Below are 14,276 nucleotides of genomic sequence, written 5' to 3' on the forward strand. Positions count from 1 at the left end.
TCAGAGATACTCCATGATTATTGAATTTGAAGAAAAACTACTGGAACTGATTGATGCTCGAATTGAAACAGCATCAGATGACGAGCTGTTTGCTGGTGGTTATCTGCGTGGTCACATCTCTTTATCTGCTGCATCGTGTGAAGACGAAGGCATCAATGATATTGAAGAGCTGAAAGCTCGCATCGCCAACAGTTTAGATGAAGCTCGTACAGAGCTAAGTCCATCCGATCGCATTATTGTTAGCGATCTGTGGCAAGAGCTACAGGCTCAAGCTTAATTATTCCTACCCCATTTCTAATTGTTCCGAAGTAGGCTTGCGTACTACTTCGAAAAATTTGAATCTCTCCGTAAAATTTTTGTGGTTGTTGGCAAACTGTTTAACTTTTATTCTGATGGCATAAAGAGTGAACAAAAGGATACAACCATGAAAATTGTCGCATTTGCTGCTTCTACCAGCTCAACATCTATCAACAAAGTACTTGCTACTTACGCAGCCAATCAAGTTGAAGGCGCGCAAGTGAACGTATTGGACCTAAACAACTATCAAGTTCCAATGTTTAGCGAAGATACAGAGAAAGAGATCGGCCAGACAGAGGGCGCGATTGCCTTCTTAAGAGATCTAGAACAAGCGGATGCAATCGTGGTTTCTTTTGCTGAACACAACGGTTCTTACGCTGCTGCGTACAAAAACCTGTTTGACTGGGCGACGCGTATTGAACGTAATGTATTCCAAAACAAGCCAGTGGTTTATCTAGCTACATCTCCAGGCCCTGGTGGGGCACAAAGCGTATTGGCAGCGGCAACTGGTTCTGCTCAGTTCTTTGGTGCAGATGTAAAGGCGTCTGTGTCAGTGCCAAACTTCTACGAGAATTTTGATGTAGAAACGGGTGCAAGCCTAAATGCAGACATCGCTGAGCAAGTACAACAAGCAGTTGCTCAATTGGCATAAAGCCGCCTAGATTTCTTGCTACGATTGTTAGTCATTTTTTGTAATGAAACAGGGGGTTAGTGAGTGGTACAGGCCCCCCACTGTTCTCGAAACCCTGTCCTTCCTTCGAGATAAAGCGTGGTTATGTAGCAAGTCTCCCAACTTCGTTAGTAAGAGATTCCCGGCCACGCTTTTTCGTCACTACCTTCACTTGCCTAAAGTTCAGTAATCGCTTTGCCTTTGCGTAGTTTCCGCACCCACATCCGACTTGGATGCAATTCAGCTAACACTTCTACAGGCAGTGGCAGAGGGTCACCACAAATTTGTGAAGCCAGCAATTCCGCCATCAGTGGCGCAGAACTCAATCCGCGAGAACCCAGCCCTAAAAAGCAAAACAGGTTAGGGAACTGGTGAATCGCTTCGACTTCCTCTTCCTTCTTACCTTGCAAGTCAGCGTACTGCTTTTTAATCGCCTCAAAATCACTTACATTACCAATAAATGGCAGGTGGTCGCGACTCACACAGCGAATCCCCTGGCGTGATAAGTTGCCCGTTGTGTCGACTTCATGTACCCACGCCTGATTGGGTATGCATTTGATGAGTTTGTCTGCGTTGTCTTGTTGCGCTTGCGGATCAAACTCGCAATCTAAGTGGCTGCGATCGTAACTCGCGCCAATACACAGATGTTGATTGTTTGGGTTTACTGGCGTCATGTAGCCATCGTAGCAAAGTACCGTTTTCAGCTTAGATAACGTTTCTGTTGCTGGTGCGTGGCTCACCTGACCTTTCACTTGTCCCATTGGCAGGTCGGCGGTTTGGCGCAAAGTTTGGAACTCATGACCATTGGCAATCACGACTGTCGAGTGCTCAAAGTTTTGACCATTCGATGTTAGTGCCCAGCTTTGATTTTCTTCATTCCAGGTGAGCGCGTCGATTTTGTGTTCAAACTTGGCTTCGAAATTGTCATTTTTTTCAAGCTGAGCGATCAGCCCACGAGTTAACTCAGCAGGACAAAGCCAACCGCCCAAAGGGTAGTTCACTGAAGGCATATCGATAGGTAAGCCGATAGCTTCAGCCGTTTCTTGTGCTGAAAGCTTCTGGATGAGTTTGGGGGTGAAGTTGCCTTCTAAAATTCTTTCTAACTTGGCCGTGGATTTTTCATCCCACATTAGTTGGGTTACGCCACACCAGTCATGGTCAAAACTTATCTCTTCCGCCGCTTGCTCGACAAACTGACGCGCAAATAGAAATGCCGGAGCAAACACACGCGATACGCCGGTATGTGGACCATTAAGTAGTGGATAAACGGCGCCTTGGCGGTTGCCTGATGCCCCTTCTGCTGGTCGAGCATCTTTGCAATACAGTGTGACGTTTTGACCACGTCGACTCAGCGTTTTTGCTAGGGCTGCGCTGGCTATACCGCCACCAACGATGGCGATTGAATCAGGCTTGCTTGCCGCCGTTCTGTTAAACCATGGCAAGTGATTTGAGTGCATTTGTCGCTGTTCCATTGAGCCAGCAATCATTTCCCGCTTGGTACCAAAACCTTTTACTTTCGTCATATTAAAGCCAGCTTCGATCAAGCCGCGACGTACAAAACCCGCTGCAGTAAATGTCGCGACAGTGCAATCTTGCTTAGCCAGTTTTGCCATGCCGTTGAATAAATTCTGATTCCACATCTCTGGATTTTTACTTGGTGCAAAACCGTCAAGGAACCAGGCATCAACTAAGCCTGCTTCACCGTAAGGTACTTGTGGCATGCAGTCTTTGATGTCACCAAACCAAAGGTCGAGGGTGATTGCGCCATCTTCTAATACGATTCGGTGGCACTCTGGTACGGTGGCGGGGTAGTGCTTTTGCAGCTTCTCTGCGTACTCCGCCAGCTCTGGCCACGCTTGATGGGCTTTTTTAAGATCAGCCCGGCTGAGAGGATATTTTTCAAAGCTGACAAAATGCAGCTCTTTTAATGTCGCATCAGGATTTTCACGACGGAATTCATTAAACCACTGCCATACCGCCAGGAAGTTTAATCCAGTGCCAAATCCGGTTTCACCGATAATAAAGCGCCTTTGGTCAAATTCCTGCCATCTTTCTGGGAGATGATTTTTTTTGAGGAAAACGTAGCGTGTCTCTTCAAGACCGTTTACGTTAGAGAAGTAAACATCATCAAATTGGTCAGAAACAGGCGTACCAGATTCGTTCCAACCCAGTTCTGCGTTTTTTATTGAAGTCATATTGATTGTAATTTTGTGATTTGGCGCGGTAACAATAGGACGATTGTACGAATTTATAGGAAAGCTGACCACTTTTGTTGACTATCTTAGTTATTATCTAGCAGATTTTTGAATTATAGGAATGTCATAATGAAACGAGTCGTAATCACCGGTATGGGTATTGTTTCAAGTATCGGTAACAACGTCGAAGAAGTTCTAGCGTCTCTTAAAGCGGGCAAATCTGGCATCACTGCATCTGAGCAGTTCAAAGAACACGGTCTTCGTTCGCAAGTATGGGGTGATCTAAAAATCAACCCAGCGGAGCACATCGACCGTAAACAGATGCGCTTTATGGGTGATGCGGCTGCTTATGCATACCTATCAATGCAGCAGGCAATTGAAGACGCAGGCCTAACCGACGATCAAGTTTCTAACGATCGCACAGGTATCGTTGCGGGTTCCGGAGGTGCTTCTGCGTTAAACCAAACAATCGCAACAGATACTATGCGTGAGAAAGGCGTGAAGCGTATTGGTCCATACATGGTTCCACGTACCATGTCTTCTACTGTTTCTGCATGTCTTGCTACGCCATTTAAAATTCGTGGTGTGAACTACACCATGAGTTCAGCTTGTGCGACGTCTGCACACTGTATCGGTCACGCGATGGAGCTAATCCAGCTTGGTAAACAAGACATCGTATTTGCGGGTGGTGGTGAAGAGCTAGATTGGTCTCAAACGATGATGTTTGATGCGATGGGCGCACTTTCTACCAAGTACAACGACACTCCAGAAAAAGCATCTCGTACGTACGATGCTGACCGTGACGGTTTCGTTATCTCTGGTGGCGGCGGTATGCTGGTTGTCGAAGAGCTAGAACATGCTCTAGCACGTGGCGCGAAAATCTACGGTGAGATCGTAGGTTACGGCGCGACTTCTGATGGCTACGACATGGTAGCGCCATCAGGTGAAGGTGCGGTACGTTGTATGAAGATGGCAATGCAAGACGTTGACCACATCGATTACATCAACACTCACGGTACTTCTACGCCTGTAGGTGATGTGAAAGAGCTTGGCGCGATTCAAGAGCTATTTGGTGAAAACAGCCCTGCAATCTCTGCGACAAAAGCGATGACTGGTCACGCACTAGGTGCGGCTGGTGTTCACGAAGCGATTTACTCAACGCTAATGCTAGACAACCACTTCATTGCTCCAAGCATCAACATTGAAAATTTGGATGAAGCAGCGAAAGGTCTGGATATCGTGACTGAAACTCGTGATGCAGAGATCGATACCGTAATGTCAAACAGCTTTGGCTTTGGCGGTACTAACGCAACGCTAGTTATCAAGAAATACCAAGGTTAGTCAGTACCCAAGCTAATCGAAATTGTTGGGGTAAATCACCATACGGTGTGAGCTCCAACAACCAGTTTCCAGGGCTTGATCAGTCTAACTGGTCGAACAGACGCAGACTTTATCCCATGGAGAGCGGGATAAGATCCTTTTGTTCTGGAACTTTGCCCGGCTTAATGCCGGGCTTTTTATTTTGTGTAATAAGAGCCACACCTCACCGAGTTATCAGCAAATTTCAGGCTCACGCCAAGCGGGGGCCCAACTGTAGATATTCTAGATTAATGTAATCGTGACCATATTTTTCAGACTGATCGATAGCCAGCGGCAACTCGCTGATTTCCAGTGTATATTCACCGGCTTGGGGAAAATACATCTCGCCTAAGCGACTGTGTACGTTTTTCCACGGTACCTGAGCATCGTTAGCATCTGTTTTGTCGAGGTTTAGCTCAAACGGCCAGGACTGATCTGCACAACTTACGCGACCAGTTTTACCGTTGTGCACCCATAACGGATCTTTATGATGCATGGTTTCCAGCGAAACCAGATCTAAGGCGAACCAGCCTGGGCGCTGGATTTGGAAGGTCCAGCGGTAATTGAGTTTGACAGGATCAAAATGAACGATATTGAGTGTATCCAGGCGCACTTTGGCCAGGCGGTCCTGATGTACGATAGGGTTAATATCCAACTCTCCTTCATACTCCAGCTCGATCACTAGAGGCATCAGATCATAATTATGCTCGAGTTGCAGGTTGAGGGTGCTAGCAGTAATGCCCGTATCGGTGTCTGTTTTCTGCAAATAGGAAACATGCCCACTGATTTGATTATCGAGCAATCGTGCCTGTTTGATTCGATTGTTGAGGCTATGTAAGCAGATAACGTTTTGTTCAGGCTGACGCTGCACATGGAGATACAACTTACTGGTGTCTGGTTTATGCGTTACCACACCCCAGTTGAAACCGGTTTGCAGCGGGGTAGCTTCGGTATCGATCACCGCTTCCTGGTTTACCTGCATCCATTGGCCTATCTCACTAAGTAACCGTACAAGGGGATGTGGAATACGCCCGTTATGATCCAGGGTTATATTGAGCAGAAAGTTGCCGCCCCGACTGACTACGGAACATAGCTGGTTTATCAGATCCTTACTGGATTTGGTATTATTGTCGTTGTGGCTATAACCCCAGTTGTCGTTACTGGTAGCTATGCCTTCCCAGTAATATGGTTTGATATAAAGTGGCTCCATATAGTTGTCGTGACCGGTTTTGATATCCCAATCCAACAAGTACTCACATTCCGGTGCCGTAACCCTGCTGTTAACCACAGCATCAGGTTGTTTTTTCCGGATTAATGCCATCAGGTCGCCGATCCGACGTACGTGGTCAGCTTCTTCTTGTACATCAAAGCCTCCCATATCAAACCACAGAGAACACAGATCTCCGTACTTTTCGAGCAACTCATTAACCTGAGGTACACACTTGTTATTCCAGTATTCCTGATAGTTAGCTTGGGCTGGGTTGAAATCCCAGTCGTTGGGGGCTTTCGTCACCGCATTTTCGTTCTCCCAATCGATCACATGTGAATAATAGAGGCCAAAATCCAAGTCTTTATGACAACAGCTGTGACTGAGTTCAGCGATCGGATCGCGTTTAAACGGTGTAGCGTCCGTGATGTTGAATGGATGTGATGGGCTGTGATACATGGCAAACCCGTCGTGATGTTTGGCAGTGACAACCAGATAATTCATTCCGGCTGCTTTGGCCAATGCCGTTACCTGATCGGCATCAAACTCGGTAGGGTTAAAGCTAGAAGCGTACCCTTTATAGTCATGCATAGGAATACGGGCAAAGTGCGGCAGCCATTCGCTAATGATGTCGTAGTATTGTCCCTGATAATACCCGGCCAGATCCCGGTGGCAATAAAGTCCCCAGTGGATAAACATACCAAAGGTATTTTTTTTCCATCGGTTCAGCCCCTGCTTACTGACGCCAGTAAAGGCATTGCGATTGTCCAACTGGCTGGTAGCCTGGCTGCTTGTTCCTGTCAGTTCACCTGCTGTGGGCTTGGTCATGATACACCTATCAATTATTATGAAATCGCTTTTCATAATAATTGGTTTGCCTGGTTCAACTGAGTTGGATGCATTTAGATGTGAGCTTTCTCACGCTATCTTTGGTTCGTTGCTGTAAATACGGTCTTATCTAATGCACATTCATGCCCGTTTTAAACATTACCACTTTAAATCAGTCATTAACTCATTGTAATCCTTCAACCCAAATGCCCACTTTGCCCGGACTTGCGTGATATTAATCGCACAAACAGTTTGAACGTGTGCTGTGCTTATAATTTTCAACTTAACATCTGCTCTATTGAAATGATGTTTCATTAAATGATGTTTAGAGAATGAACAACAGACATAATTACATTGTTGATCAAGTCAGAAAGCAAGGTGAGGTTAAGGTTGAGGAGTTAGCTGGCAAGTACGGCGTCTCTGTCGAGACTATACGCCGCGATCTAAATACCCTAGCAAAACACAATCTGTTATGCCGTACCCATGGTGGTGCAGTTAGCCTGCAGACACGTGACATAGGCCAGACATTCTCTTCACGACAGAAGTTAAACGCACAAGCTAAGAATGTGATGGCAAAGCACGCACAGCACTACCTTATCGAGAGAAGCGTCATTGGAATGGATGCCAGTTCTACCTGTCTGCATGTTGCTCGACAGATGCCGAATATGGCTTGCACTTTGGTAACCAACTCCACTGGCATAATGCAAAGTATGGCATCAAAAGAACAGGTGTCAGTCATTGTCACTGGAGGCAGTTTTTCCGTCAAATACTCTGCCTTTCACGGCCCCATTGCTGAACAGGCATTGTCCCGCCTGAATCTGGATGTGGTTTTACTGTCCTGCAGTGGAGTCGATGAAAACGGAGCGGTCTGGGAATCTAACGAACTGAATGCCTCCATCAAGCGTCGCATGCTGGGTTGCGCGGCTCAGGTGGTACTGCTTGCCGATACGAGCAAAATAGGCAAGAAGGGGCTGATCAAGATTTGTGACGCCACAGAGATAGATATCTTTATCAGTGATAGCCGAGTAACCAGTAAGTTACGGCAGTGCCTGAAGAAAAACCAGGTTTTAATTATTGATGGATAAGCTAACCGACATAAAACAAACAACGAAAGCAGAATGATATGACAAACAGTATTTTAGAGAGAATAGGCGAGCTGGACCCGGATAGCGGCTTTTCTATGGATGATTATTGGATATGGGGCAGCTCCGTAGTGAAAGGAGACGACGGCAAATACCATATGTTTGCTTCCCGCTGGAGCAAGAAAAAGCCGTTTTTCACCACCTGGATCACGGATAGTGAGATTGTGCATGCTGTGGCGGACAGTGCCGACGGTGCTTATGTCTTCTCCGATGTCGCCCTGGGCAAGCGGGGCGCCCAGTTTTGGGACGGGCAGTCGGCGCATAATCCCAAAATATTCCGCCATAAGGGGAAGTATATTCTCTTTTATATGGGCTCTACTCACCCGTTTGAGCCTTTCCCGGACGGCGATGATGCCGACGTTACGGGCAAGCACTGTGTTGTGGCGCGCAGCAACAAGAGAGTCGGTGTAGCGGTGGCAGACAGCCCCTACGGTCCCTGGCAAAGGTTTGACAGCCCAATTTTACCGACCAAGCCAAACACCTTTTACAGTTTCCTGACCTCCAACCCGTCGCCGATCATTCACGACGACGGCAGTGTACTGCTGATGTTTAAGGCCCGTGCCTATGATGGGGATGTCCACGGCAGGATGACGATCGGCATCGCCAAGGCCGACCACTACCTGGGACCATACAGGGTCATAAACTCTGAGCCGATCTTTGGCCCGGATAAGGTGGGTGAAATTGAAGATCCATCCATCTGGCTGGATAACGACGGCTATCACATGCTGGCGAAAGATATGGGCAGCTCGATTTGCGGTGAGCACCACGCGGGTATTTTGTGCCATTCAGACAATGGCCTCGATTGGCGTCTCGATGAAGATCCTTTGGCCTATTCCAAGCAGGTGCAGTGGCGGGACAGCTGCGAGGGTGTTCTGGGGCAGATGGAAAGACCTTTCCCGTTGGTGGAGGATGGAGTAGTGACCACTCTGTTTTTTGCGGCAATGGACGGCCCCGGCGGCTTTAACAACGGTACAAGATCCTGGAATCAGGCTGTTCCCTTAAAGAAAAAGTGAGTAATAGATGCTAAAGGGTATTCATCCTGCGATCAGCCCCTCGCTTCTAGCCGCTTTGGCGGAAATGGGCCATGGTGACGAAATCTTATTGGCAGATGCGCACTTTCCCGCCCATTCCTTCTGCAGCAAAGTGATCCGCGCAGATGGTGTGACGGTAGACACTCTGCTGACGGGCATCGCACCGCTGTTTCAGCTGGATCAATACGTTGAGCAGCCTCTCGTGATGATGCAGGCCGTACCTGGGGATGCCTTAGATCCCCAGGTTGAGGCTCGTTATCTACAAGCACTGAATAGTGCAACGCAGGTAGAAACACATCACATAGAGCGAATGGAACGGTTCACTTTCTATGAACGCGTTAAGCAATGTTATGCCGTTGTTCTCAGCGGAGAAACGGCCAAATACGGCAATATTATCATCAAAAAAGGCGTTACAGACGTTTAGCTAATAGCAATGAACAGAGTAGCGCTATCCAAATTATTGATACTTGTCTGGAGATGAACCGTCTGGGTCTGAATCAGGGCACAGCGGGCAATGTCAGCGTGCGTTATGAAGGCGCTGTGGTTGGCTCATGAGTCTGAGGTGTTGGCTGAACTTTACGTCAAACTGCTGGCAACTACCGATAATGTGCCGGTATTGTCGGATGAAGAGCTTGCCGTTGTGCTGGATAAATTCAAGTTCTATGGCTTGAGAGTTGAGTAATACCGACTTTTTATAGGGAGTGCTTCTCAACTCCCTTTTGAGTAGATTTAGCCGCCCTAGTGGCGGCTATTTTAATTCTGTCAAATCACGTCGTGCGCCACATGGTGTAGCTATCTTTCTTTATTCCTCCCTACTAATAAATCTGCAGATGAACTGCAAATGGTCCCTTCGCAATCGCCCTAGGAGCATCTATTGGTTTTACATACAAAAAAACCGGCATGGCCGGCTTTTTTCATACTTTAGTTATCTTATTTTGACTCTTTCCACAACTGCGAAGTACGCATAGGGCCAGGAGAGCCGATGGAGTAAGATTCAGGCACCACTGTATCGCTATTACGTACATTGTTTTTGATTACAACGCCTTCATCCAAAGCAGATACTGTACCGATGGTGTAGAAGTTCTCTTTAGAGATCTGGATGATCTCTTCCATCAGCTTGTTTTGCTCGCCCTGAGAAGCAGTGTCACCCATTTTTCTGTATAGCTCTATTTGCTTCTTCACATGTGCGGGTGGCTCAACCGCAGTTGCATGGTTTTTGTCGCTCATCCAGTAGTAGTAACCAACACCCCAGGTAGAGGCAGGGTTTTGCACCGCATAGTTCGCGAACGTATCCATTATGCCAATACCGCCATCGCCGCCAGCCGGCAATAGGTCGTAGTTGTTTTCGAGACGTTGCGTTTGCATATATGAACCTTCAACAACGCGGATATCCAGGAAGATACCCACGTCGCGCCAGTCATTTTTAACCAGCTCAAGGATGTCAGTTTGCTCACCTACAAAAGCTTGATTCATCAAGGCCTCAATACGAATACGCTTACCTGTTTTATCCAGGCGATAGCCGTCTTCGTCACGTTTACTCAAGCCGATCGCGTCTAGCATTTGATTGGCTTTAGCTGGGGAATACTCAGTAAATTGAGTGGCGAACTCTTCATCATAGAAAGCGGAACCTTCAGACGGTGCCGCCTGATAAGGTTTTACTACGCCCGAATACATGGTTTCGCTGATTGCATCACGGTCAATAGCGTGAGACAAAGCGATGCGGAAATCTTTATTTCTAAACAGTTCGCGCTTAACCAGATCTTTATGCGTTTGGTTAAGAGGTAGGACTAGGGCGTTCATGCTGGCGCTAGGGCGGAAATCGTATTTGTAGTCACCCTTTTCTTCATTTTCCATCATCATGGAGCGATAGGTTGATTTACCGATATGGCGTGTTTGGAAGTCGGTCTCACCGGCCGCTGCACGTAAGATCATCTCTTCTTTGTTCTCGGAATAGGAGAAGAATACACGGTCTAAATATGGCAGCTGGTTGCCGGCTGTATCCACCATCCAGTAGTAAGGGTTACGTTCCCAAACTGCGTACTGAGTTTCCGGTCCCGGGATTACTTTCACTTTCCAGGCGTTAACTGTTGGGCGATCAGGGTTGGTGTAGTGCTCAAAGAAGTAGTGAGCGCGGCACTTGGTCTGGAAGTATTGCTGCCAGCTATCAAAGCCTGCTTCCTTGGCTCTTGCTTCGGCCTTATTGTTGAATTCGGGCAGGAACTGTTGGCAATAATGTTTAGGGAATTGAACGATGTTGGAGCCGTCGGTGTTGGCCAGCTTGCGGATGAACATACCGTCTGGTTTAGACAGGGTGAACTTGATAGTATTGGTGTTGAGCACTTCTGCTTTGGCGTCGCCTACATTACGGGCAAAAAACGGACGGTTACCAGACCAGTCGTCACGGTTCATCAGATCGATATAAAAGGCGATATCTTCAGCGGTAAATGGGTGACCATCAGACCACTTCACGCCTTTGCGCAGGGTGATGGTGTATTCGGTCAGCTCTTTGTTAACCGTGTAGCTAGTCGCTAGGTTTGGTTCAATGCCAGTGTAAGTGCGGTTGAAGTTGAACAGGTTGTCATATTTGAGCATACGCATACGGTGGCCATTATCTCTCTTCAGACCCAGAAGTCGTAATTCCCCACCGTATTGGCCGATAGATTCAATCGGTTCAACCACCAACGGGTTTTCTGGTAGCCGTTCTTCCACTGTTGGCAGCGTACCGTTGTTAACTAATTCCGCTAATTGCGGCGCTTCATCATATGTGGTCGCTTGACTGGAAAAGGAGATTGCGAGCGCAACACTTGCTGCAACTTGGGTAACAAAGAGGGGGAGGGCAGTATTTTTCACAGGGCACCTTTATTATTTATTTCACGTCGAAAGTACAGTCACGGGTTGTCCGTGTTCGCCAAGGAATGGGTTAGCAATGATGCTTAATCAAACATTCCGAAACGATGTTTCAACTAATTTATTAGAGCCTGATTGTAATGCAGTGGAACGACAGGTGTTCTGCGAGTATTCTCTCAAAAAAAGGTTAAATAGACCCATCTTTCATGCCCACCCTTATTTATTTTTGCCCGTTTACTGGGTGGTTAAGTTTATTCGGGCAATGGAAAATAGGGCCGCGAATGGTCCAAATTAACAAAATTAGGCTCAATCCTTTCTATCAAAAAATGTTTTACCTCGTAACTATCCATTGATGAGCTGTGACAAACTCACGCTCTCCTTCGACAGGGGCTGGAAGTCATTTGGGTATATTTCTTGAGATTTCTCGGGAAAAAGGCACAATCACTGCAATTTTTAAAAATGGATCTTAAAACGCTGGCGCTATGAAAATTATTGTTGATGAAAATATGCCGTACGCTGAAGAACTTTTCAGCCAGATCGGTGAAGTGATTCTAAAACCGGGCCGCTCACTGACGGCTGATGATCTGATTGATGTTGATGCACTTATGATTCGCTCTGTTACCAAGGTCAATGCGGAGCTGATCAGTAAAGCAAACAAACTTAAATTTGTTGGTACCGCGACTGCAGGTATGGATCATGTTGATCAATCACTTCTAAAAGAAAAAGGTATTTTCTTTACGGCAGCGCCGGGCTGTAACAAAGTTGGTGTTGCAGAGTATGCGTTCAGCGTCATGATGGTATTGGCTCAGCAACAAGGTTTCTCTGTCTTTGATAAAACCGTCGGGATTATCGGAGCAGGGCAGGTTGGCAGCTACTTGGAAAAATGCTTAAAAGGCATGGGCATCAAAGTGCTGCTTAACGATCCGTTCAAGCAAGAAGAGGGTGACCCGCGTAGCTTTACGCCACTTGCAGAACTGATTGAAGCATCAGATATCATCAGCGTACACACGCCGATTACTAAAGACGGCAAGTACCCAACCCATCATATGTTTGATGAAGCGGTACTAAACGGTCTACGTGCAGATCAGATCCTTATCAATGCCGCGCGAGGTCCAATTGTTGACAACAGCGCATTAAAGCACCGATTACAGAAAAATGATGGCTTCACTGCGGCTCTGGATGTATTTGAATTTGAGCCAGAGGTTGATATGGAGCTTCTGCCTCTGCTAGCATTCGCCACCCCTCACGTTGCAGGCTATGGTCTGGAAGGGAAAGCTCGCGGTACAACAATGATTTTCAATAGCTACTGTGAGTTCTTAAATAACGAATTACGTGCGCATGCCAGCGATTTATTGCCAACCGCGCCAGTGCCAACCATGATGTTGGACAGAGCATGGGATGAAGCAACACTGCATAACATCACGCAGTTAATCTATGATGTGCGTAAAGATGACGCTCTTTTCCGTCGCGAAATCGGTAAGCCAGGTGCTTTTGACCTGATGCGTAAAAATTACTGGGATCGCCGTGAATACAGCGCTGTCACTCTAATGGGTAATGAATCTTGCAATCTTGCACCATTAGTAGAACTAGGTTTTCAGATTGAGGTAAGTCAATGAGCCAACAATATAATGTTGCCATTTTAGGCGCGACCGGTGCGGTCGGTGAAACAATTTTAGAAGTGCTTCAAGAACGCAAATTTCCAGTAGGTGAACTGTACCTTTTGGCGAGTGAGCGTAGTGAAGGCAAGACTTACCGCTTTAATGGTAAAACCATACGCGTACAAAACGTAGAAGAGTTTGACTGGTCACAAGCACACATCGGTTTATTCTCTGCTGGTGGTGATCTATCCGCAAAGTGGGCGCCAATTGCCGCTGATGAAGGTGTGATTGTTATCGACAACACGTCACACTTCCGTTACGAGTACGACATTCCATTAGTGGTTCCAGAAGTAAACCCGGAAGCCATTGCAGAGTTCCGTAACCGTAACATCATTGCAAACCCTAACTGTTCGACTATCCAAATGTTGGTTGCACTAAAACCAATCCACGACGCAGTAGGTATTGAGCGTATCAACGTTTCAACTTACCAGTCTGTTTCTGGCGCTGGTAAAGCGGGGATTGATGAATTGGCAGGTCAAACAGCTAAGTTGCTTAACGGCCTTCCTGCGGAAACGAAACAATTCTCACAGCAGATCGCGTTTAACTGTATTCCACAGATCGATCAGATGATGGATAACGGTTACACCAAAGAAGAGATGAAAATGGTGTGGGAAACGCAAAAAATCTTCAATGATCCAGGTATTACGGTAAACCCAACTTGTGTTCGTGTGCCAGTGTTCTACGGCCACGCAGAAGCACTTCATGTTGAAACGCGCGCACCAATCGATGCGCAAGAAGTGATTAACTTACTTGAGCAAACTGAGGGTGTTGAAGTATTCCACGGCGAAGATTTCCCGACTCAAGTTCGCGATGCGGGCGGTAAAGACCACGTAATGGTTGGTCGAATCCGTAACGATATCAGCCATCACAGCGGGATTAACTTATGGGTGGTTGCGGACAATGTACGCAAAGGCGCAGCAACTAACGCCGTGCAAATTGCAGAAGTGCTTATTCGCGATTACTACTAAGCTTTGAGAGTTATTGAAACTAAGGCCTCGCATATTGCGGGGCTTTTTTGTTCTATTAGAGAGTATTTGTGTGA

General features: G+C 46.8%; 11 protein-coding genes and 1 pseudogene. 9 read left to right on the forward strand and 3 right to left on the reverse strand.

Annotated elements, in window-relative coordinates:
- Window positions 1–13: 13 nt before the first annotated feature.
- On the forward strand, window positions 14–277 hold the full coding sequence (locus OO774_RS04280) for a YfcL family protein (protein ID WP_014232619.1): 264 nt from the start codon (window positions 14–16) through the stop codon (window positions 275–277).
- Between the two features lie 147 nt (window positions 278–424).
- Window positions 425–949: an NADPH-dependent FMN reductase gene (locus OO774_RS04285; RefSeq protein WP_264905001.1), complete on the forward strand. Its 525-nt coding sequence runs from the start codon at window positions 425–427 to the stop codon at window positions 947–949.
- 194 nt (window positions 950–1,143) lie between these two features.
- Here the strand turns inward: OO774_RS04285 and mnmC are convergent, their stop codons facing one another.
- Complete coding sequence (gene mnmC, locus OO774_RS04290) at window positions 1,144–3,162, reverse strand: bifunctional tRNA (5-methylaminomethyl-2-thiouridine)(34)-methyltransferase MnmD/FAD-dependent 5-carboxymethylaminomethyl-2-thiouridine(34) oxidoreductase MnmC (RefSeq protein WP_264905002.1); 2,019 nt, start codon at window positions 3,160–3,162, stop codon at window positions 1,144–1,146.
- Between the two features lie 129 nt (window positions 3,163–3,291).
- Between mnmC and fabB the strand changes: the two genes are divergently transcribed.
- Window positions 3,292–4,503, forward strand: coding sequence for a beta-ketoacyl-ACP synthase I (gene fabB, locus OO774_RS04295; protein WP_264905003.1), 1,212 nt, complete (start codon window positions 3,292–3,294; stop codon window positions 4,501–4,503).
- Between the two features lie 229 nt (window positions 4,504–4,732).
- Here fabB and OO774_RS04300 read toward each other — a convergent pair whose 3' ends face one another.
- Entirely contained in the window at window positions 4,733–6,556 is a 1,824-nt protein-coding gene (locus tag OO774_RS04300; protein WP_264905005.1) for an alpha-L-fucosidase, read from the reverse strand.
- A gap of 332 nt (window positions 6,557–6,888) precedes the next feature.
- Here OO774_RS04300 and OO774_RS04305 point away from each other — a divergent pair, with 332 nt between their 5' ends.
- The 4 genes and pseudogenes from OO774_RS04305 to OO774_RS04320 form a co-directional block, all read left to right on the forward strand.
- Entirely contained in the window at window positions 6,889–7,641 is a 753-nt protein-coding gene (locus OO774_RS04305; RefSeq protein WP_264905006.1) for a DeoR/GlpR family DNA-binding transcription regulator, read from the forward strand.
- A 38-nt stretch (window positions 7,642–7,679) separates the two neighbouring features.
- Entirely contained in the window at window positions 7,680–8,711 is a 1,032-nt protein-coding gene (locus OO774_RS04310; RefSeq protein ID WP_264905008.1) for a glycoside hydrolase family protein, read from the forward strand.
- A 7-nt stretch (window positions 8,712–8,718) separates the two neighbouring features.
- The gene (gene fucU / locus OO774_RS04315; RefSeq protein ID WP_264905010.1) at window positions 8,719–9,153 is read left to right on the forward strand and encodes an L-fucose mutarotase; all 435 of its coding nucleotides are present in this window, start codon (window positions 8,719–8,721) and stop codon (window positions 9,151–9,153) included.
- Between the two features lie 102 nt (window positions 9,154–9,255).
- Window positions 9,256–9,411 (forward strand): annotated as a pseudogene (locus tag OO774_RS04320) (L-fuculose phosphate aldolase); the annotation flags it as partial.
- 248 nt (window positions 9,412–9,659) lie between these two features.
- Here the strand turns inward: OO774_RS04320 and OO774_RS04325 are convergent.
- On the reverse strand, window positions 9,660–11,579 hold the full coding sequence (locus OO774_RS04325) for an ABC transporter substrate-binding protein (RefSeq protein WP_264905013.1): 1,920 nt from the start codon (window positions 11,577–11,579) through the stop codon (window positions 9,660–9,662).
- 479 nt (window positions 11,580–12,058) lie between these two features.
- Between OO774_RS04325 and OO774_RS04330 the strand changes: the two genes are divergently transcribed.
- Together OO774_RS04330 and OO774_RS04335 are read left to right on the forward strand one after the other, a co-directional pair.
- Window positions 12,059–13,192, forward strand: a complete 1,134-nt coding sequence (locus OO774_RS04330) for a 4-phosphoerythronate dehydrogenase (protein ID WP_264905014.1) — start codon at window positions 12,059–12,061, stop codon at window positions 13,190–13,192.
- Window positions 13,189–14,202, forward strand: coding sequence for an aspartate-semialdehyde dehydrogenase (locus OO774_RS04335; RefSeq protein ID WP_264905016.1), 1,014 nt, complete (start codon window positions 13,189–13,191; stop codon window positions 14,200–14,202). Before OO774_RS04330 ends, OO774_RS04335 begins: the two co-directional genes overlap by 4 nt.
- Window positions 14,203–14,276: the final 74 nt, after the last annotated feature.

Origin of the sequence: Vibrio sp. STUT-A11 (assembly GCF_026000435.1) — a bacterium.
Lineage (GTDB): Bacteria > Pseudomonadota > Gammaproteobacteria > Enterobacterales > Vibrionaceae > Vibrio.